Here is a 20293-nt window from a genome sequence, read left to right as displayed (position 1 = left end):
CTCCTACGCGGCGACGAGATACGAGAAGACGGACTCGAGGGACTCGTCGGAGGGCGAGACCGTGAGCAGCCGGATGCCGTGCTCGCGCGCGACCTTCGGCAGCAGGGCGGTGAAGCGGCCGAAGTCGACGGCCTGGATGCGCAGCGCGCCCTCGGCGTGGTCGACCTCGATGCCGGACGTCGACGGGTCGGCGATCAGCGCGGCCGCGAGGGCGCGGTCGTCGCTGGAGCGCACCAGGTAGCGGTGCGGGCGGTCCGTCATCAGGCGGCGGATCCGGCGGAAGTCGCCGCTGGCCGCGTGCCGGCCGGCGACGACGACCTCGATGTGCCAGGCGAGCTGTTCGACCTCTTCGAGGATGTGGGAGGAGAACAGCACGGTGCGGCCCTCGTCGCCCATGCGCCGCAGCAGGTCCATGAGCTGCATGCGCTGGCGCGGGTCCATGCCGTTGAACGGTTCGTCCAGGAGGAGCAGCGACGGCTGGTGGACCAGCGCGGACGCCATCTTCACGCGCTGCCGCATGCCCTTGGAGTAGGTGGCGATCTTGCGGTCCTGCGCGTACTCCATCTCGACCGTGGCGAGCGCCTTCTGTGCCGCCTTGGCTCCCAGGCCATGGAGTTCGGCGTTGGCGAGAACGAATTCGCGGCCGGTGAGGAAGTCGTACATCGCCTCGCGTTCGGGGACGATGCCGATGTGCTGGTAGATGGCCTCGTTGCGCCACACCTGCTGTCCGTCGAGGGTGACGGTGCCGGTGGAGGGGGCGAGGAAGCCGCCCATCATGTTGATGAGGGTGGACTTGCCGGCGCCGTTGGGGCCGAGCAGGCCGGTGACGCCGGGGCCGATGGTCATGGTGATGTCGTTGACGGCGACCACGTTGCCGAACCAGCGGGAGACGTGGTCGATGCTGAGCGTGGTCACAATCCCACCTTCTTGTAGCGACGCACCAGGAGGCCGTAGCTCGCGGCGATCAGGCCGAGGGTGAACAGGACGTAGACGACGCCCTCGGCGTTGGTCGGGCCCACTCCGCCGGGGAAGGCGGAGGTCGCGCCCAGGAAGGCGGACTGCACGCCGTCGATGAGGGTGATCGGCGAGAACAGGCCGATCCAGGCGATGGCGTCGCCGCTGCTCTGGACGTCGGCGATCGCCTGGAGGGTGGAGACCGCGCCGTAGGTGATGGTCAGGACGGCGATGACGGCCGCGATGCCGAAGCCGCGGCGCGGGGTGACGGCGGCGATGACCAGGCCGATGCCGGCGAAGAGCAGCGAGAGCAGTGCCACGGAGACGAGTCCCTGTGCGAATCCCTTGGTCTGGTCGGTGAAGTCGAGCTTGGCCAGCAGGGCGCCGATGTACAGCACGAGCAGGGGGGCGGCGGTGAGGATGAACAGGGCCGACGCCAGCGCGGCGAACTTGGCGCGTACGTAGTCGGCGGTCTCGATGGGCCGCGAGAAGTACAGCGGTACGGTCTTGAAGCGCAGGTCGCGGGAGACGGACTGGGGTGCCTGCGAGGCGACGTACAGGCTGATGACGGCCTGCATGATGATCGCGTAGCGGGTGTAGTCGACGGGCAGGTCCTTGGCCTTGGTGGCGACGGCGACGGCCACCATGATGGCGGCGGGCACGCACATCACCACGAACAGCAGCATCGGCAGCACCTTGGACTTCACCGAGCGGCCGAGGCCGTAGGCGCCGCGCAGGGACTGCGAGTACAGCGAGAGCCTGGCGTAGGAGCGGCCGAGGCGGGGGCCGTCGTAGGAGCGGTAGCCGATGTTGTGGATACGGGTGTCACCCGATGCGGTGGCCGGTGTCCGCGTGGACTGCTCAGTTGCCATGGCCGACCGCCTCCTTCCGCTGCGCGCCGCTGTCCACGTCGTCCTTGAAGACCTCGGAGATGTGGTGCCGGCGCTGTTCCATGCGCACCAGGCCGAGGCCGAGGTCCGCGATGACGTCCCGGACCAGGTCGTAGGTGTCCTCGCCCTGCGCGGTGAGCAGCAGGATGTGTCCGGCGCCCGGCAGTCCGCTGCCGTCCTCGACGGTCACCCCGCGCGCGTGGAGCGCGTCGCGCACCGCGCGGGTGCCGTCCGGGTGCTCGTCGGTGTCGGTGACCTCGATCGCGAGGGTCGTGGTGTTCTGGGTGAAGTCCGTGGTGGAGCTGGAGCGCAGCAGCTTGCCGCCGTCGACGACCACGACGTGGTCGCAGGTGCGCTCCAGTTCGCCCAGCAGGTGGGAGGTGACCAGGACCGAGATGCCGAAGTCGGTGTGGATGCGGCGAATCAGGCCGAGCATCTCGTCGCGGCCGACCGGGTCGAGGCCGTTGGTGGGCTCGTCCAGGAAGACCAGCTGGGGGTCGTGCACGAGGGCCTGCGCGAGCTTCACGCGCTGCTTCATGCCGGTGGAGTAGCCGCCCATGGGGCGGTAGCGCTCCTCGTAGAGGCCGACGTGGCGCAGGGTGTCCGCGGTGCGCTCCCGCGCGGCGGTGGGCGGCAGGCCGGACATGCGTGCCATGTGGACGACGAACTCGGTGGCCGAGACGTCCGGCGGCAGGCAGTCGTGCTCCGGCATGTAGCCGACCCGTTCGCGGATGGCGGCGCCCTCGGTGGCGACGTCTAGTCCGAGTACTTCGGCGCGGCCCTCGGTGGCGGGGGACAGACCCAGCAGGATCTTGATCAGTGTGGACTTGCCGGCTCCATTGGCTCCGACGAGTCCGGTCACACCGGGCCCGACGTCCACGGAGAGCCGGTCAAGAGCGGTCACCCGGGGGAACCGCTTGCTCAGGCTTTCGGTCGCGATCACAGTCACGTCCATGACACTAGTGACCCGTACCACTCCGGTCGTCAGACCGGAGAGCCGTCTTGGCGTCCGCCTGGAGTCGTACGGGCCCGTAGGGGGAGACCTGCCTGAGAGTTACGCACAGGCTCCGGGGCGCCGTTGACGGGGCCTGCGGCGACTGCCACATTCGCCGGTGTGACGGGACTGAGGGGTGCGCGGGAGCGGCGGGTGCGTACGGGCGGGGTCGAGCTGTGCGTGGCCGAGCTGGGTGAGCGCGGGCGGCCGGTGGTCGTCCTGGTGCACGGCTATCCGGACAGCAAGGAGGTGTGGTCGGAGGTCGCGCCCCGGCTCGCCGGGCGTTTCCACGTCGTGGCGTACGACGTCCGGGGCCACGGCCGGTCCACGGCACCGCGTCCGCTGCGCGGCGGGTTCACCCTGGAGAAGCTGACCGACGACTTCCTGGCCGTCGCCGACGCGGTCAGTCCGGACCGGCCGGTGCATCTGGTGGGACACGACTGGGGTTCGGTGCAGTCCTGGGAGTTCGTCACGGTCGGGCGCACCGCGGGGCGGATCGCCTCCTTCACGTCGATGTCGGGGCCGTCGCTCGACCACTTCGGGCACTGGATCAGCCGCCGTCTGAAGCGGCCCACCCCGCGCCGGGTCGCCCAGTTGCTGGGCCAGGGCGCCAAGTCCTGGTACGTGTACCTGCTGCACACGCCCGTGCTGCCCGAGCTCGCCTGGCGCGGTCCCCTGGGCAGACGCTGGCCGCGGATCCTGGAGCGTGTCGAGAAGGTGCCCGCCGGCGGCGGCTACCCGGCCCCGTCCCTGCCGTCGGACGCGGCCCACGGGGCCTGGCTCTACCGGGACAATGTGCGGCCCCGGCTGCGCAGCCCGCGCGCCGACGCCCACGCGCACGCGCCCGTGCAGCTCATCACGCCGCTGGGGGACGCGTTCCTCTCGGAGCGGCTCCACGAGGACCTGGAGCGGTGGGTGCCGCGGCTGACCCGGCGGACACTGCCGGCCGGGCACTGGATTCCGCGCACCCGCCCCGACCTGCTGGCGACGTGGATCGGCGAGTTCGTGGCGTCCGTGGAGGACGGCCGGCCGGAGGTGACGGCTCCGGGCCGGTACGCCGACCGCTTCGGCGGGCAGCTCGTCCTGGTCACGGGGGCGGGCAGCGGCATCGGGCGGGCGACCGCGCTCGCGTTCGCGGAGGCGGGCGCGCGCGTGCTGGCGGTCGACCGGGACGCGGAGGCCGCGGCCCGTACCGCCGGGGAGGCCCGCGGTCGCGGAGCGGCGGCGGCCTGGGCGGAGACGGTGGACGTGTCCGACGAACAGGCCATGGAGAAGCTCGCCGAACGGGTCACCACCGAGTACGGCGTGGTGGACGTCCTGGTGAACAACGCCGGCATCGGGCTGGGCGGCTCCTTCTTCGCCACCACCCCGGAGGACTGGAGGGAGGTCCTCGACGTCAATCTGTGGGGGGTGCTCCACGGCTGCCGGCTCTTCGGGCGGCGGATGGCCGAGCGCGGACAGGGCGGTCACATCGTCAACGTCGCCTCGGCGGCGGCGTTCCAGCCGTCCAGGGCGCTGCCGGCCTACAGCACGTCCAAGGCGGCGGTGCTGATGCTGAGCGAGTGCCTGCGGGCGGAGCTGGCGGGCCGGGACATCGGTGTGACGGCGGTGTGCCCCGGGTTCGTGAACACCTCCATCACCTCCACCGCGCGTTTCGCGGGCGCGGACGCCGAGGAGGAGGGGCGGCTGCGGAAGCGGGCGGCACGCCTGTACGGGCTGCGGAACTATCCGCCGGAGAAGGTCGCCGCCGCGATCCTGCGGGCGGTGGTGCGTGACGAGGCGGTGGTGCCGGTCACCGCGGAGGCGTGGACCGCGTACGCGCTGTCGCGGTGGATGCCGGGGGTGCTGCGGAGGATCGCGCGGGTGAAGCCGCCGATGTGAGGGTGGCCGGTGGGTGGCCGGTCGACGCGGGGCAGGTCGACGCGGGGCAGGTTGTCCACAGAGAGCATCAATTCCCCTGTGGATAAACGCACTTGGCTGTGGATCAAACCTCCGGAGCTAAATCGATCGCGTGACGTGCGTCTCTCCCGGCAAGCTGAACGGATGGATGAAAGACGCACCGTGAAGGTGTCGAAGTACCTCTCCAAGCATCTGCGCCATCAGCCCGAGAGGATCGGGCTGACCCTCGACGAGGGTGGCTGGGTCGAGATCGAGGCGCTGATCGCCGCCGCGTCCGCGCACGGCTTCCGGTTCACCCGGGAGGAACTGGACCACGTCGTCGCCACCAACGACAAGCGGCGCTTCGCCGTCGAGGGCACCCGGATCCGCGCCAGCCAGGGACACAGCGTCGAGGTCGACCTCGGACTGGCACCGGCCGTCCCACCGGCGTACCTGTACCACGGCACCGTCGCCCGGAACCTGGAGGCGATCCGCGCCGAGGGGCTGCGGCCCATGAACCGGCACGATGTACACCTCTCCGCCGACCGCGAGACGGCGACCCGCGTCGGCGCCCGCCGGGGCCGCCCGGTCGTGCTGTCCGTGGACGCGGCCGCCATGCACCGCGACGGCCATGTCTTCCACGTGAGCGCCAACGGCGTGTGGCTGACCCGGGCCGTACCGAGCCGGTACCTGCGGTTTCCCGCGGGCCACTGAGACGGACCAGGAACGGCGTGATCGTTTCACGTGAAACACGGCTCGCCGCATAGGCTCGGGGTATGACTCTGCGCCTGAGCACCGTGATCCTCCCGTACCGCCGCTGGCACGAGGGCAGCCGTTCGGCGTGGGTGCGCGCCGAGGAGCTCGGCTTCCACACGGGGTACACCTACGACCACCTGTCCTGGCGCACCTTCCGGGACGGTCCCTGGTTCGGCGCCGTTCCCACCTTGACCGCCGCCGCGGCCGTGACCGACCGGATGCGGCTGGGTACGCTGGTGACCTCGCCGAACTTCCGGCACCCGGTGACCCTCGCCAAGGACCTCATCTCCCTCGACGACATCTCCGGCGGGCGCGTCACGCTCGGGATCGGCGCGGGCGGCACCGGCTTCGACGCCACAGCGCTCGGCCAGGATCCCTGGACGCCCCGCGAGCGCGCCGACCGCTTCGCCGAGTTCGTGCCGCTGCTCGACCGGCTGCTCACCGAGGACTCGGTGTCGTACGAGGGGGACTTCTACGCGGCGCACGAGGCGCGCAACATTCCGGGCTGTGTGCAGCGGCCCCGGCTGCCGTTCGCCGTGGCGGCCACCGGACCGCGCGGACTGCGGCTCGCGGCACGCCACGGGCAGGCCTGGGTGACCACGGGCGATCCCCGGCTGTACGAGAACGGCACGCCCGAGCAGTCGGTTCAGGCCATTCGCGGTCAGGCGGAGAAGCTCGCCGACGCCTGCGCCGAGCTGGGCCGGGACGTGACCGGGCTGGACAAGATCCTGCTCACCGGATTCACCCCGGACCGGGGCCGTCCACTGGAGTCCCTGGACGCCTTCGTCGACTTCGCGGGCCGCCATGCCGAGCTGGGCTTCACCGAGATCGTGATCCACTGGCCCATCCCCGGCTCGGACTTCGCCGCGGACCAGAAGGTCTTCGAACGGATCGCCATGGAGGCGCCGGCGCAGCTCCGGTGACCCTCGCTGTCCCAGGGCACGGGAAGGACCGCTGGTGACGACGGTAACCACTCAGATGTGCGGAGTCTCGCACGGTCGTGCGGGCATATGCGGGACAATGGCCGGGTGACCTCAGCGACCCGACAGCCCGAGACCCAGGCAGCCCCCACCCGACCGCGGCTCATCGCCACCGACCTCGACGGCACCCTGCTGCGCGACGACAAGTCGGTGTCCCCGCGCACCGTCGCCGCGCTCGCCGCCGCCGAGGAGGCGGGCGTCGAGGTCTTCTTCGTCACCGGCCGCCCGGCCCGCTGGATGGACGTCGTCAGCGACCACGTCCACGGCCACGGGCTCGCCATCTGCGGCAACGGCGCGGCCGTCGTCGATCTGCACGGCGGCCCCGGCGCGCACCGCTTCGTGAAGGTGCGCGAGCTGCCCCGGAAGAACGCGCTGGACGCCGTACGGCTGCTGCGCGAGGCGGCGCCGGGCACGGTGTACGCCGTGGAGCAGACCTACGGCTTTAACCAGGAGCCGGCGTACCCGAAGCTGCACATGGAGGTCCCGGACGCGCTCGCTCCCGCCGAGGAGCTGCTGGCCCCGGACTCCCCCACCGCCGGCGAGCCGGTGCTCAAGATCCTCGCCCACCACCCCGAGCTCGACCCCGACGCCTTCCTCACCCTGGCCCGGCTCGCCGTCGGCGACCGCGCCAACGTCACCCGCTCCAGCCCCAGCGCCCTGCTGGAGATCAGCGGCCCCGAGGTGTCCAAGGCCAGCACGCTCGCCCTGTGCTGTGCCGAGCGCGGCATCTCGCACGAGGAGGTGGTCGCCTTCGGTGACATGCCGAACGACGTCGAGATGCTGACCTGGGCCGGCCGTTCCTACGCGATGGGCAACGCCCACCCGGACGTGATCGCCGCCGCCTCGGGCCGCACGGTCGCCAACAACGACGACGGGGTGGCCGTGGTGATCGAGCGGCTGCTGGAGGAGCACGCGTAGCTCAGAGCGGCACCCCGTGCCGCTCCAGCCATGCCACGGGATCCACCGCCGACCCCGTCTCCGGCGTGACCCGCACCTCGAAGTGCAGGTGCGGGCCCGTGGAGTTGCCGCTGGTGCCGGACTGGCCGATCCACTGTCCGGGCGCGACCCGCTCCCCCTGGTCGACGGCGACGGCGGCAAGATGGGCGTACTGCGTGTAGTAGCCGTCCGCGTGCCGGACCACGATCGCGATGCCGAAGGCGCCCCCGCAGGACACCCTCACCACCTTCCCCGCACCCACGGCCCGCACCGGTGTGCCGATCGGCACCGCGAAGTCCTGCCCGGTGTGCCGGTTCGCCCACCGGGCGCCGCCGCTGCCGTAGGAGGCGGACAGTTCGTACGTCTCCACCGGCGCCACCCAGCCGGTGGTGAACCGTGTCTCCGGCTGGTCGAGGCGGACCGCGCCGCGGCAGGCGCCGGCCGCGACGGAGGCGTCCGCCTGGCCCTGGAGCTTCCACCGCGCCGCTTCGAGCTTCCGCTCGATGCCCTGCCGCAGGGCGGCGAGTTCCGTGTTCCGCTCCTCCAGCTCCTTCCACGCCGCCGCGGCCTTCGCCTCGTCGCGGGCGAGCCGGGCCTCGGCCCGTTCGCTCCTGCCGATCGCCTTGTCGAGCGACACCTCCGCCTGCCGCACCACCCGCTGGCCGCGCATCAACTCCTCGGGGTCGTCGGCGAGCAGCAGGTGCGCGGTGAGCGGCAGTCCGCCGCCGTCCCGGTACTGGGAGCTCGCGATCCGGCCCAGGTCCTTGCGCAGCACCGCCGTCTCCCGCCGCTCCCTCTCGAGCCGCTCCTCCAGCAGCCGCGCCCCGGCCCGCTGCTTCTCGGCCTCGCGCAGACCGGCCTCGTACCGCTCCGTCGCCGCCGCCGCTTCCTCGTACAGCCGCGCCACCTCCGCGCTGACGCCGGACGCCGCACCGTGTCCGGGGACGTGGTCGCCGTCGGCGGGCCGGGCGGCGACCACGGCGAGCGCGCACAGCAGCACGGCGGTGAGCAGCGGATGACGGCGGGTGAAGCGCATGACTGCGATCCTGGCCCCGCCCCGGCGCACGGTCCTGTTCATGTCGTACACATGGGGGACCACTGGCCCCGTACGGACCAGCGATACCGCCGAACAGCCGTCCTTCCCGACACGTTTGACGTGCCGTCACGCGGAAGGTGTTCACCGGGCTAGCGTGCCGCCACCAGGAGACCCGCCTGCTCCTCCCTGCGCGCCATCGCCCGCAACGGACCGGCCGCGGCCACCAGTTCGGCGTACGGACCGCGCTGCACCACCCGTCCCTCGTCCAGCACGAGAACCTCGTCCACCGCCTCCAGACCGGCCAGCCGGTGGGTGATAAGCAGCGTCGTACGGCCCTCGGTGGCGGCCAGCAGGTCGGCGGTGAGCGCGTCGGCGGTCGGCAGGTCGAGGTGTTCGGCGGGTTCGTCCAGCACCAGCACGGGGAAGTCCGCGAGCAGCGCCCGGGCGAGCGCCAGCCGTTGCCGCTGCCCGCCGGACAGCCGCGCCCCGTGCTCGCCGACGAGCGTGTCGATTCCGTCGGGCAGGCCGTCGGTCCACTCCAGCAGCCGGGCCCGGCGAAGAGCGTCGCGCAGCTCGTCCTCGGTCGCGTCCTTCCTGGCGAGCAGCAGGTTCTCCCGTACCGAGCTGTTGAAGAGGTGCGCGTCCTGCGCGCACAGTCCGACCAGCCGCCGCACGTCGTCGCCGTCCAGGGCGTACGCGTCCACCCCGGCCAGGGTGTAGGCGCCCGCGTCCGGGTCCAGGAACCGCAGCAGCGCCTGCGCGAGGGTCGTCTTCCCGGAGCCGGACGGGCCGACCACCGCGATCCGGCGGCCCCGTTCCAGCGTCAGGTCCACCCCGGCGAGCGCGTCCCGGTCCTGTCCGGGGTGTCGGGCGGCCAGCCCCTTGACCACGAGCGGGAACGGCGAGGCGGGTGCCTGCCGGGGCGTCCGGGGCTCCCGCACGGGGACCGGGGCGTCCAGGACCTCGTACACGCGCTCGGCGCTGCGGCGCACCCGCTGCCGGTACTGCACGGCGAGCGGCATCCCGAGGACGGCCTCGAACGCGGCCAGCGGGGTGAGGACGACGACGGCGAGGGCCACACCGTCCAGCCGGCCGGCGGCCACGGCCTGGACGCCGGCGAGGGCGGCGGCCGCCACGGTCAGTCCTGAGACCATCGCGGTGAGCCCGTCGCCGAGGGCGGTGGCGGTGGCGGCGCGCGAGGCGATCCGGGTGAGTGTGCCGTCGGCCCGGCGGGTCTCGGCGGCCCGCGCGGGCAGGGCACCGGCGACGGTCAGCTCCGCGGTACCGGTGAGCAGATCGGTCACGCGGGTCGCGAGGACGCCCCGCGCCGGTGCCAGCCTGCGTTCCGCGCGGCGGGCCACAGCAGAGGTCAGCAGGGGCACGCCGACGCCCGCCGCGAGGAGCCCGGCCGCGAGCACGGCGCCCGCCTCGGGCAGCAGCCAGGCGGTGAAGCCGACGGTCAGGGCGGAGACGGCGACGGCCGCACCGGCCGGCAGCAGCCAGCGCAGCCAGTAGTCCTGGAGCGCGTCCACGTCGGAGACCAGCCGGGAGAGCAGGTCGCCCCGGCGGGCGCCGCGCAGTCCGGCGGGCGCCAGCCGCTCCAGGCGCCGGTACACCGCGACGCGGGTGTCGGCCAGCATGCGCAGCACGGCGTCGTGCGACACGAGCCGCTCGGCGTAGCGGAACACGGCCCGGCCGATGCCGAAGGCGCGGGTCGCCGTCACGGCCATCATCAGATACAGCACGGGCGGCTGCTGCGAGGCCCGGGAGATGAGCCACCCGGAGGTCGCCATGAGCCCGACGGCACTGCCCAGGGCGAGGGTGCCGAGCAACAGCGCGAGGGTGATCCTCCCCCGCCGGGCGCCGGACAGGGCACGGACGCGGGCGAGGACACCGCCCGGGACCGTGGCCGCCTCGGATTCGGCGGGCCCGCCGGCCGGTACGGAAGCGGCTTCCGCGGCCGGCACGGGGCCGGCCGCCCGGCGTACGGGCTCCCCGTGGACGCCCGCGGGAGCCGGTCCGGCGAGCCGCACCACCCGGTCCGCGACGGCCAGCAGCGCCGGCCGGTGCACCACGAGCAGCACCGTCCGTCCGGCGGCCAGCCGCCGTACCGCCGCCACGACATCGGCCTCGGTGGCGCCGTCCAGCGACGCCGTCGGCTCGTCGAGGAGCAGGACGGGCCGGTCCGCGAGGAACGCCCGGGCCAGTGCCAGACGCTGCCGCTGCCCGGCCGACAGTCCCGTCCCGTCCTCGCCGAGCACGGTTTCGGCGCCGTCGGGCAGCGCGTCCACGAACTCCAGCGCCCCGGCGTCCCGCAGGGCGCGCCGCACGGCGTCGTCGTCCGCGTCGGGGCGGGCCAGCCGCACGTTCTCGGTGATCGTCCCCGCGTACAGGTGCGGCCGTTGCGGCACCCAGGCGACGCGGGCGTGCCACTCGGCGAGGTCGAGTCCGGCGAGGTCGGCTCCCCCGATCCGCACCCGGCCCCCGGTGGGGCGGACGAACCCGAGCAGCACGCTCAGCAGGGTCGACTTGCCCGCGCCGCTCGGTCCGACGAGCGCGACCGTCTCCCCGGGGGCGACGGTGAAGGACACGTCCGTCACCGCGTCCGTGGACCGGCCGGGATGGCGGACCGTCACGTCCTCGAAGGCGAGGGCGCCCGTCGGCACCGCCGCCGTCCCCGGCGCGGGCACGGGCGTCTCCAGCACCGAGAAGATGTCCTCCGCCGCCCCGAGGCCCTCCGCCGCCGCGTGGTACTGGGCGCCGACCTGCCGCAGCGGCAGATAGGCCTCGGGCGCCAGGATCAGGACGATCAGGCCGGTGTAGAGGTCCAGTTCGCCGTGGACGAGCCGCATGCCGATCGTCACCGCGACCAGCGCCACCGACAGTGTGGCGAGCAGTTCCAGTGTGAAGGAGGAGATGAAGGCGATCCGCAGCGTCCGCATGGTCGCCCGCCGGTACTCGTCGGTGATCCGGCGGATCGACTCCGCCTGCGCCTTGGCCCGTCCGAAGACCTTCAGCGTCGGCAGTCCGGCGACGACGTCCAGGAAGTGGCCGGACAGCCGGGACAGCACCAGCCACTGGCGGTCCATCCGGGACTGGGTGGCCCAGCCGATCAGCACCATGAAGACCGGGATGAGCGGCAGGGTGCCCACGATGATCGCCGCCGAGACCCACTCCTCGGTGACGATCCGCGCCAGCACCGCCACCGGGACGACCACCGCGAGCCCCAGCTGGGGAAGGTAGCGCGAGAAGTAGCCGTCGAGGGCGTCGACCCCCCGGGTGGCCAGCGCGACCAGCGATCCGGTGCGCTGACCGTCCAGCCACCCCGGCCCCAGCGCCGTCGCCCGCTCCAGCAGCCGCCCCCGCAGCTCCGACTTGACCACGGCGCTCGCCCGGTGCGCGGCCAGCTCGGTCAGCCAGCCGACCAGACCGCGGCCGAGTGCGACGACGACGAGGAGCAGCAGGGGAGTGCCGAGATCGGCGGCGGACCGTCCGTCTCGGAACGCGCCCACCACGACCTCGGCAATGAGCATGGCCTGGGCGATGACCAGCACCGCGCCCATGGCGCCCAGGCCGACGACCGCCACCAGGAAGCCACGGGTGGCGCGGGCGTACCGGAGCAGGCGCGGGTCGATCGGTTTCACGTGAAACACACCCTCAGTGCACGGGGTCGGCGATGTGCTGGGTGCCGATCCGCTTGCGGAACACCCAGTACGTCCAGCCCTGGTAGAGCAGCACCACCGGTGTGGCGATCACTGCGAGCCAGGTCATGATCTTCAGGGTGTAGGGGCTGGAGGAGGCGTTGGTGACGGTCAGGCTCCAGTCGGCGTCCAGCGTGGACGGCATGACGTTCGGGAAGAGCGTCAGGAAGAGCATCGCCACGGCGGCCACGATGGTGAGGCCGGACAGGGTGAACGACCATCCCTCGCGACCCGCCTGGTTCGCCAGCAGGGCGGCGACCAGCGCGGCGACCGCCACGACCAGCGCGACCAGGCTGGTGCCGTCGCCGCGGTCGGCCTGTGTCCACAGCAGGAAGGCCGAGGCCAGTGCGGCGGTGACGAGGCCGACGCGCAGGGCCAGCCTCCGCGCCCGCTCCCGGATATCACCGACCGTCTTCAGCGCCGTGAACACCGTGCCGTGGAAGGTGAACAGTGTCAGGGTGACCAGACCGCCCAGCAGCGCGTACGGGTTGAGCAGGTCACCGACGTTCCCCACGTACTCGAACTCGGCGTCGATCTTCACGCCGTGCACGATGTTCCCGAAGGCCACGCCCCACAGGAAGGCCGGGAGCAGCGAGGTCCAGAAGATCGCCGTCTCCCAGTTGCGCTGCCAGTTCTCCTCCGGCCGCTTCACCCGGTACTCGAAGGCGACACCGCGGACGATCAGGCAGACCAGGATGAGCAGCAGCGGCAGGTAGAAGCCGGAGAAGAGCGTGGCGTACCACTCGGGGAAGGCGGCGAAGGTCGCGCCGCCGGCCGTGAGCAGCCACACCTCGTTGCCGTCCCAGACGGGGCCGATGGTGTTGATCAACACCCGCTTCTCGGCGCGGTCCCGGGCGAGCAGCTTGGTGAGGACGCCGACCCCGAAGTCGAAGCCCTCCAGGAAGAAGTAGCCGGTCCACAGGACGGCGATCAGGACGAACCAGACGTCGTGCAGTTCCATGACGGTGCAGCTCCCTCGGCCTAGTACGAGAAGGCCATCGGCTTGTCGGCGTCACGGAGGTCGCCGCCGAGCTTCGTGGGCGGGTTGAGGTCGGAGTCGCTGAGCTCGGGCGGGCCCGCCTTGACGTACTTGACGAGCAGCTTGACCTCGATGACGGCCAGGACGGCGTAGAGCAGGGTGAAGACGGACATCGAGGTGAGGACCTCGGCGGTGGAGACGCCGGGGGAGACCGCGTCCCGGGTCTGCATGACGCCGTAGACCACCCAGGGCTGCCGGCCCATCTCGGTGAAGATCCAGCCCCAGGCGTTGGCGATCAGCGGGAACGCCATGGTCCACAGCGCGAGGAGCCAGTAGAGCCGGGTGAGCCGGGATCCGAGGGGCTGCTTCAGCAGTACCAGGCGCGGGACCTCGTCCTCGCCGGTGCGGTGGGCGGCCGGCAGCAGGAACTTCTTGCGGGTGAGCCACAGCCCGAGGAGGCCGAGCGTGAAGGAGGCCATGCCGAAGCCGATCATCCAGCGGAAGCCCCAGTAGGCGACCGGGACGATGGGCTTGTAGTCGCCGGGGCCGAACTTCTCCCGGAGGGCCTCGTTGGTGTCGTTGATGCCGGGCACGTACGACTCGAAGTCGCTGTGGGCCAGGAAGGACAGCAGGCCGGGGATCTCCAGGGCGACCTTGTTGTGGCCCTGGTCGACGTCGCCGTAGGCGAACACGGAGAACGGCGCCGGTTCCTCGCCGTCCCACAGGGCCTCGGCGGCGGCCATCTTCATCGGCTGCTGCTCGTACATGACCTTGCCGAGGGTGTCGCCGCTGACCGCGGTGAGCAGACCGCCGACCGCCAGGGTCACCAGGCCGAGCCGGAGCGAGGTCCGCATCACCGGGATGTGCTTCCTGCGCATCAGGTGGAAGGCGGCGATGCCGACCATGAAGGCGCCGCCCGTGAGGAAGGCCGCCGAGAAGCTGTGGAAGACCTGGTTGAGGGTGGTGTTCTGGGTGAGCACCAGCCAGAAGTCGGTGAGCTCGGCGCGGCCCTTCTCCTCGTTGATCCGGTAGCCGACCGGGTGCTGCATCCAGGAGTTGGCGGCGAGGATGAAGTACGCCGACAGCAGGGTGCCGATCGAGACCATCCAGATGCAGGCCAGGTGGATCCTCTTGGGCAGCTTGTCCCAGCCGAAGATCCACAGGCCGATGAAGGTGGACTCGAAGAAGAAGGCGATCAGGGCCTCGAAGGCGAGCGGAGCACCGAAGACGTCACCGACGAACCGCGAGTAGTCGGACCAGTTCATGCCGAACTGGAACTCCTGCACGATGCCGGTGACCACACCCATCGCGATGTTGATCAGGAAGAGCTTGCCCCAGAACTTCGTCGCCTTGAGGTACTTCTCCTTCTCCGTGCGCACCCAGGCGGTCTGCAGCCCCGCGGTGAGGGCGGCGAGCGAGATCGTCAGGGGAACGAAGAGGAAGTGGTAGACGGTGGTGATACCGAACTGCCATCGCGCCAGGGTCTCCGGCGCCAGAGCCAGATCCACGTCGTCGCTCCTTACTTCGCCGTGGTCGCGGCGGCCTGCTTGATCCCGTTCGTCCCCGACATCTCGGAGGAAAACGGGATGCGCTTGTGAAAGCGTTCACATTCACAAGCAATTATGACCTACCGTTTTTCTGACCGGGAAGGGGGGTCCCCTGTGACGTCGACCCCACTGCGCGCACTTCCGGCACACACGAAGGCGGCCGGCGGACAAGCCGCCGGCCGCCTGGACGTACACGCTGGTCAGAGCTGCTTACGGAAGCCTTCCGCCGCCTTCAGGAAGATGTCGTTCGCCTCGGTCTCGCCGACCGTGACCCGCACGCCCTCCCCGGGGAACGGCCGGACGACCACACCCGCCTGCTCGCACGTCTGCGCGAACGCCGCCGTGCGCTCCCCCAGCCGCAGCCAGACGAAGTTGGCCTGGGTCTCGGGCACCGTCCAGCCCTGGTCCCGCAGCGCGTCCATCACGCGGTTGCGCTCACAGACCAGCGAGCCGACCCGGCCGATCAGCTCGTCCTCGGCGCGCAGCGAGGCGATCGCCGCGTCCTGGGCGATCTGGCTCACCCCGAACGGCACCGCCGTCTTGCGCAGCGCCGCCGCCACCGGCTCGTGGGCGATGGCGAAACCGACGCGCAGCCCCGCCAGGCCGTACGCCTTGGAGAAGGTCCGCAGGACGCAGACGTTGGGCCGCTCCCGGTAGATCTCGACGCCGTCCGGCACCTCGGTGTCCCGGATGAACTCGCGGTAGGCCTCGTCGAGCACCACCAGGACATCGCCCGGCACCCGGTCGAGGAAGCGCTCCAGCTCGGCCCGTCGCACGACCGTGCCGGTCGGGTTGTTGGGGTTGCAGACGAAGACGAGCCGGGTCCGGTCGGTGATCGCCCCGGCCATCGCGTCCAGGTCGTGCACATCGCCCGGGGTCAGCGGCACCTTGACCGAGGTGGCGCCGCTGATCTGCGTGATGATCGGGTACGCCTCGAAGGACCGCCAGGCGTAGATCACCTCGTCGCCCGGACCCGCCGTGGCCTGCACCAGCTGCTGGGCGACACCGACCGATCCGGTGCCGGTGGCCACGTGGGACACCGGGACGCCGAAGCGCTCGGACAGCTCGGCCGTCAGCGCCGTACAGGCCATGTCCGGGTACCGGTTGAAGGAGGACGCCGCGGCCGTCACGGTCTCCATCACGCCCGGCAGCGGCGGATAGGGGTTCTCGTTGGAGGACAGCTTGTACGCCACCGGTCCGTCGGCCGCCGCCGGCTTGCCCGGTTTGTACGTGGGGATCCCCTCCAGCTCGGCGCGCAGCTTGGGGCTCGTCTCGCTCACCGCAGTCCTCCTCGCGAAGACCGGCGGCACCCGTGTCCGCCGCCGACATCCAATACTGCTCACCTTAAGAGGATTCGACGCCGCTGCGTAGAGGAGCGCCGGATGCCCACGCCTGCCTCGTACGTCACAGCGGCAACAAGGGCAACGTAACCCGAAGGTGTACGAATGGCGTGCGGGCCAGGGGCGCGCTGCACATATATCTACGCGCCGGTGGCTTGCGCCGTGGCGCGCGTCCCCCGTGCAGGTGAGTTGAGACCTCTTCGCAACATCGCACCCACGGCAGGCTCGCATGCGCCGACACCCCAGCTCCTGGCATGGGAACGTTCAACACCCTTTATTTCCAAGGTAATTGACTCTAATTGATCATGCAGAAACGTGCCTATCAACGCGTGCATATGCGTCCGCCCTACCCCACCGCATGAGCCCTACTATCGGCTCGCCATGACAGCAGCAGGGAAGCACCAGGTGAGCCGCGCGGATACCTCACGCCGAAGCAGCCGGCCGGAACGAGCGGGCATCAGGGACGTGGCCGCCGCCGCCGGAGTCTCCATCACGACCGTCTCCGACGCCCTCAACGGCAAGGGCAGGCTCCCGGACGCCACCCGGCGCCACGTCCGCGAGGTGGCCGACAGGCTGGGGTACCGCCCCTCGGCCGCCGCCCGCACGCTCCGCACCGGGAAGTCCGGACTCATCGGCCTGACCGTGACGACATACGGGGATGAACCTTTCACCTTCACCGAGTTCGCGTACTTCGCCGAGATGGCGCGTGCCGCCACCTCCGCCGCGCTCGCCCGCGGCTACGCCCTCGTCATCCTGCCCGCGACCTCCCGCCACGACGTGTGGTCCAATGTCGCCCTGGACGGCACGGTCGTCATCGACCCCTCCGACCAGGACCCGGTGGTCAGCGAGCTGGTCCGCCAGGGCTTACCGGTCGTCTCCGACGGCCGCCCGGCCGGCTCACTGCCGGTCACGGCCTGGGTCGACAACGACCACGAGGCCGCCGTGACGGGCATCCTCGACCACCTCGCCGACGCCGGCGCCCGCCGCATCGGCCTGCTCACCGGCACCACCACCGACACGTACACCCACCTGTCGACCACCGCGTATCTGCGCTGGTGCGAGCGTGTGGGCCAGGACCCGGTCTACGAGGCCTACCCGGCGCACGATCCGTGCGCGGGCGCCGTCGCCGCCGACCGGCTGCTCGCCCGCCCCGACCGGCCCGACGCCGTCTACGGCCTGTTCGATCCGAACGGCACCGATCTGCTCGCCGCCGCCCGCCGCTACGGCCTGCGCGTCCCGGACGACCTGCTGCTCGTCTGCTGCAGCGAGTCCACGGTCTACGCCAACACCGAACCGCCCGTCACCACGCTCTCCCTCAAACCGCGCCGCATCGGTACGGCGGTGATCCAGCTGCTCATCGACGCCATCGAGGGGGTCGACCCGGACCAGCCGGTGGAACAGGTCATACCGACCGAGCTGATCGTGCGGACCTCCTCGCAGCGGCGCCCGCCCCGTACGACGGTCAGCCCGCCGAGGTCGCCGAAGGGGTCGTGAGGCGGGGACCCGCGTGGGGTTGCGTCGCGGGGTCGGGGGTGTGGTGGTGCGGCGAGGCCGCCGCAGTCGGGCCCGTACCGTGTTGCCACAGTGAACCGGGTGGGGACCGGGTAAGCGGCGGCCTCCGCCGCACCACCACACCCCGCTCCCGTGGATCGGCGCCTGCGGGAGTCCTGGTGGTCGGGGCGCAGGGGCCCCGGGTGGGCGTATCGCGGTCGGAGCGTGGAGCTTCCGCTTCCGGAGGGGGGAAGCGGCAGTTCCGCGGCGGCCCCGGAGGAGTGGGAAGAAAGGGTTCCCTGGTTGCCTCTCCGGGCGAAACAGGCGGGCCCCCGGAACATCACTGGCGGAAGGAGCGCGGCCGGGGCGGGTTCAGGGCGGACGAAGACCTACTCAAACGGGGCGAAAGCCGCGGTGAACCGGAGTCTTGCTCCGATTCACCACCCCTGGGTCATCACATGGCACGATCCGCGTTCCTATGATGGGCCCACGACACCGCGGGCCGCTGCGACCAGGCAGTCCGACGCGGTGCGGAAGCGGCGCGATGGTGGAGGGGTCGATGACTCAGGGGGCCGGTCAGGGACCCGAGGTGGAGCGGACGGCGACGCTGCGCGACTTCCGGGTACCCGCGTACGTCCACGAGACCGGTCCGTACGCCCAGAGCACGCACCCGGGCGACGTCGTCCCGCCCTCCGAGGAGACCTACCCGGAGGGATACACACCCACCCAGCGGGACCTCCCCGTCATCAATCGGGGTGACACTGTCCAGGTGACCGTCGACCCCGCGTCCGTCCCCGCCCCGCAGCCCGCCACCGGCCAGGGGCCGCTGTACGTGGTCGGTGACGTCCACGGCTACCTCGACGAGCTGGTGGCCGCCCTCCAGGATCAGGGCCTGCTCGACGCGTCGGGCCAGTGGTGCGCGGGCACGGCGCGGCTGTGGTTCCTCGGCGATTTCACCGACCGCGGCCCGGACGGCATCGGCGTCATCGACCTCGTGATGCGGCTGTCCGCCGAGGCCGCCGCCGCCGGCGGCTACTGCAAGGCCCTCATGGGCAACCACGAGCTGCTGCTGATCGGCGCCAAGCGGTTCGGCGACACCCCCGTCAACTCCGGCGCGGGCACCGCCACCTTCCAGGCGGCCTGGCTGCTCAACGGCGGGCAGAAGACCGACATGGACCGCCTCCAGGACCACCACCTGCAGTGGATGTCCCGCCTCGACGCCGTCGAGGCGGTCGACGGCCACCTGCTGCTGCACTCCGACACCACCGCCTACCTCGACTACGGCCGCTCCATCGAAGAGGTCAACGACACCGTCCGCGAGACGCTCACCCGCAACGACGCCGACGAGGTCTGGGACCTGTTCCGCAAGTTCACCAAGCGGTTCTCCTTCCGCGACGAGGGCGGCGCCGACGCGGTGCGCTCCCTGCTGGATACGTACGGCGGCACCCGGGTCGTTCACGGTCACAGCCCGATCCCCTATCTGACGGGCCAGGTCGGTTCCGAGGACGGCGAGGACGACAGCGGCCCCGTGGTCACCGGACCTCATGTCTACGCCGACGGACTCGCCATCGCGATGGACGGCGGAGTCACCATGGCCGGAAAACTGCTGGTCCAGCAACTGCCGCTGGGCGTCTGACGGTTCAGCGGGCCGTGACCGTGCGGCCCGCAACCGCCCCGTGCACGTGCCAATTTCGGTAAACCCCCTGTCACCGCGCGCCGTCACCGCTCTACCATCGGCTTATCCGTAGCAGGCTCCCCTCCGTTTCTGCCCGACGGCTCGTCAGCATGCCGAGCCCCAAGCCCTACGGAGCATCGGGGGATGCACATGAACAGCGTTCCGCAGCACCTGCTGAGCGAGGACCGCCAGGAATACCAGCGGATTCTCGATGAGGCGCTGCGCTCCGCACCACACCACCCGGAACTGGCCGCGGTCGGACAGCGGCTCACCTCGGAACAACTGCGCACGATGGCACTCAACGCCACCGCGATCATCACGACGGCCGCGGCGACCGAGTACCAGCACTACGTGAAGGTCCGCGAGGAACGGCGCCGGCCGCCGGAGTCGTCCGTCCCGTCGGTCCGCGAGTCCGGTTCCACCGAGCCGGACACGAACACGGTGGGGCTCGCCGCCACCATGGGAGAGGTCGCCGAGGCCACCGGGGCCGGCGCCGTCGCCGTCGTCGCCGTCCTGGCGCCCGTCCTGGCCGGAACCGCAGCCGCGATCTTCCTGCTCGTCGGCTACGTCCTGCGGATGCTCGACCCCGACGCCGCGTTCGCCCGGACCATGCTCACCACGGGGTGGGTGTTCGGCGCGGTGACGGCGGTCGCCATCCTCGTCGCCGCCGTGGGCCTGCTGCTCACCGCGCTGCGCAACAAGCCCTCGGCGCTCGGCGGGTCGTACGGCGAACTCGACGGGGAGGTGGCCCTGGCCAGGGACGCCTGGCGCGAGGCCCTGCTGGAGCGGGGGATCCTGCCGTTCCTGCGGGACGCGCTCGCCGACCCGGCGACGGTCACCGCGCTGCAGCACACGGCACCGCCCCCGCCCGCCGGCCGTATCCCGCACCTGGGGTACGACCGGCCGGGCTTCTCCAGCCCGGAGGAGGGGGCGGCCCGTGGCACACGGCCGAGCTACTCCAGTCCGGACTACTCGAGCCCGGACTTCGGGGGACCGGAGCACCAGCCGGAGTAGCCGGGCGGCCCGTCCGTCGGCTTGCGCCCTCCGTACCGGAGGCGCGAGCCGGGTGGACGGGGCGGACGGACGGGTCCGACGACGGATCGAGCGATGGGCCGGACGACGGGTCCGGACGACGG

The 20293-nt window shown here is 71.6% G+C and carries 15 protein-coding genes; 7 read left to right on the top strand and 8 right to left on the bottom strand.

Annotated elements, in window-relative coordinates; all coding sequences use genetic code 11:
• Window positions 1-3 precede the first annotated feature (3 nt).
• From IH50_RS0103765 to IH50_RS0103755, 3 genes are read right to left on the bottom strand one after another with little or no spacing between them, the layout of a single operon-like run.
• A complete protein-coding gene (locus tag IH50_RS0103765) occupies window positions 4-915 on the bottom strand; it encodes an ABC transporter ATP-binding protein (protein WP_030857174.1) in 912 nt (303 codons plus the stop codon).
• Window positions 912-1826 carry a membrane protein gene (locus IH50_RS0103760; RefSeq protein WP_030857171.1) on the bottom strand — a complete coding sequence of 305 codons (915 nt, stop codon included), beginning with the start codon at window positions 1824-1826 and terminating at the stop codon, window positions 912-914. The genes IH50_RS0103765 and IH50_RS0103760 overlap by 4 nt, the downstream gene beginning before the upstream one ends.
• Window positions 1816-2799 carry an ABC transporter ATP-binding protein gene (locus IH50_RS0103755; protein WP_078913830.1) on the bottom strand — a complete coding sequence of 328 codons (984 nt, stop codon included), beginning with the start codon at window positions 2797-2799 and terminating at the stop codon, window positions 1816-1818. Before IH50_RS0103755 ends, IH50_RS0103760 begins: the two co-directional genes overlap by 11 nt.
• A 159-nt stretch (window positions 2800-2958) precedes the next feature.
• On the opposite strand from IH50_RS0103755, the gene IH50_RS0103750 reads away from it, so the two are divergent.
• The 4 genes from IH50_RS0103750 (at window position 2959) to IH50_RS0103735 (ending at window position 7370) form a co-directional block, all read left to right on the top strand.
• On the top strand, window positions 2959-4719 hold the full coding sequence (locus tag IH50_RS0103750) for an SDR family oxidoreductase (protein WP_030857167.1): 1761 nt from the start codon (window positions 2959-2961) through the stop codon (window positions 4717-4719).
• Window positions 4720-4881: 162 nt separating this feature from the next.
• Window positions 4882-5430, top strand: coding sequence for an RNA 2'-phosphotransferase (locus IH50_RS0103745; protein WP_030857165.1), 549 nt, complete (start codon window positions 4882-4884; stop codon window positions 5428-5430).
• Window positions 5431-5492: 62 nt separating this feature from the next.
• A complete protein-coding gene (locus IH50_RS0103740) occupies window positions 5493-6395 on the top strand; it encodes an LLM class flavin-dependent oxidoreductase (protein WP_030857164.1) in 903 nt (300 codons plus the stop codon).
• Window positions 6396-6482: 87 nt separating this feature from the next.
• Window positions 6483-7370, top strand: coding sequence for an HAD family hydrolase (locus tag IH50_RS0103735; protein WP_199822035.1), 888 nt, complete (start codon window positions 6483-6485; stop codon window positions 7368-7370).
• A 1-nt stretch (window position 7371) separates the two neighbouring features.
• On the opposite strand, the gene IH50_RS0103730 is transcribed toward IH50_RS0103735, so the two are convergent.
• The 5 genes from IH50_RS0103730 to hisC all read right to left on the bottom strand — a co-directional run bounded on the left by IH50_RS0103730 (window position 7372) and on the right by hisC (window position 15931).
• Window positions 7372-8424 (bottom strand): M23 family metallopeptidase, encoded by a 1053-nt coding sequence (locus tag IH50_RS0103730; protein ID WP_030857160.1) that lies wholly within the window; start codon window positions 8422-8424, stop codon window positions 7372-7374.
• 149 nt (window positions 8425-8573) lie between these two features.
• On the bottom strand, window positions 8574-12068 hold the full coding sequence (gene cydD / locus IH50_RS0103725; RefSeq protein WP_030857158.1) for a thiol reductant ABC exporter subunit CydD: 3495 nt from the start codon (window positions 12066-12068) through the stop codon (window positions 8574-8576).
• Between the two features lie 13 nt (window positions 12069-12081).
• Window positions 12082-13086, bottom strand: a complete 1005-nt coding sequence (gene cydB, locus IH50_RS0103720; RefSeq protein WP_030857156.1) for a cytochrome d ubiquinol oxidase subunit II — start codon at window positions 13084-13086, stop codon at window positions 12082-12084.
• A 20-nt stretch (window positions 13087-13106) separates the two neighbouring features.
• Window positions 13107-14612, bottom strand: a complete 1506-nt coding sequence (locus tag IH50_RS0103715) for a cytochrome ubiquinol oxidase subunit I (protein WP_030857154.1) — start codon at window positions 14610-14612, stop codon at window positions 13107-13109.
• Window positions 14613-14851: 239 nt separating this feature from the next.
• Window positions 14852-15931 (bottom strand): histidinol-phosphate transaminase, encoded by a 1080-nt coding sequence (hisC, locus tag IH50_RS0103710; RefSeq protein ID WP_030857152.1) that lies wholly within the window; start codon window positions 15929-15931, stop codon window positions 14852-14854.
• Between the two features lie 441 nt (window positions 15932-16372).
• On the opposite strand from hisC, the gene IH50_RS0103705 reads away from it, so the two are divergent.
• The 3 genes from IH50_RS0103705 (at window position 16373) to IH50_RS0103695 (ending at window position 20171) form a co-directional block, all read left to right on the top strand.
• A complete protein-coding gene (locus IH50_RS0103705) occupies window positions 16373-17485 on the top strand; it encodes a LacI family DNA-binding transcriptional regulator (RefSeq protein WP_078913829.1) in 1113 nt (370 codons plus the stop codon).
• Window positions 17486-18026: 541 nt separating this feature from the next.
• Window positions 18027-19118: a metallophosphoesterase gene (locus IH50_RS0103700; protein ID WP_107061964.1), complete on the top strand. Its 1092-nt coding sequence runs from the start codon at window positions 18027-18029 to the stop codon at window positions 19116-19118.
• Between the two features lie 183 nt (window positions 19119-19301).
• Entirely contained in the window at window positions 19302-20171 is an 870-nt protein-coding gene (locus tag IH50_RS0103695) for a hypothetical protein (RefSeq protein ID WP_030857146.1), read from the top strand.
• Window positions 20172-20293: the final 122 nt, after the last annotated feature.

This window comes from Streptomyces sp. NRRL S-37 (assembly GCF_000721605.1).
GTDB lineage: Bacteria > Actinomycetota > Actinomycetes > Streptomycetales > Streptomycetaceae > Streptomyces.
Note: the sequence above shows the minus strand (reverse complement) of the source record. Positions and strands in the feature narration are given on the sequence as shown.

What these genes read in the sequence shown, in the direction of transcription:
- IH50_RS0103760 (WP_030857171.1), bottom strand. Translation starts at nt 1,826, where the DNA reads ATGGCAACTGAGCAGTCCACGCGGACACCGGCCACCGCATCGGGTGAC.
- IH50_RS0103755 (WP_078913830.1), bottom strand. Translation starts at nt 2,799, where the DNA reads ATGGACGTGACTGTGATCGCGACCGAAAGCCTGAGCAAGCGGTTCCCC.
- IH50_RS0103745 (WP_030857165.1), top strand. Translation starts at nt 4,882, where the DNA reads ATGGATGAAAGACGCACCGTGAAGGTGTCGAAGTACCTCTCCAAGCAT.
- IH50_RS0103740 (WP_030857164.1), top strand. Translation starts at nt 5,493, where the DNA reads ATGACTCTGCGCCTGAGCACCGTGATCCTCCCGTACCGCCGCTGGCAC.
- IH50_RS0103735 (WP_199822035.1), top strand. Translation starts at nt 6,483, where the DNA reads ATGCGGGACAATGGCCGGGTGACCTCAGCGACCCGACAGCCCGAGACC.
- IH50_RS0103730 (WP_030857160.1), bottom strand. Translation starts at nt 8,424, where the DNA reads ATGCGCTTCACCCGCCGTCATCCGCTGCTCACCGCCGTGCTGCTGTGC.
- cydB (WP_030857156.1), bottom strand. Translation starts at nt 13,086, where the DNA reads ATGGAACTGCACGACGTCTGGTTCGTCCTGATCGCCGTCCTGTGGACC.
- IH50_RS0103705 (WP_078913829.1), top strand. Translation starts at nt 16,373, where the DNA reads ATGACAGCAGCAGGGAAGCACCAGGTGAGCCGCGCGGATACCTCACGC.
- IH50_RS0103700 (WP_107061964.1), top strand. Translation starts at nt 18,027, where the DNA reads ATGGTGGAGGGGTCGATGACTCAGGGGGCCGGTCAGGGACCCGAGGTG.
- IH50_RS0103695 (WP_030857146.1), top strand. Translation starts at nt 19,302, where the DNA reads ATGCACATGAACAGCGTTCCGCAGCACCTGCTGAGCGAGGACCGCCAG.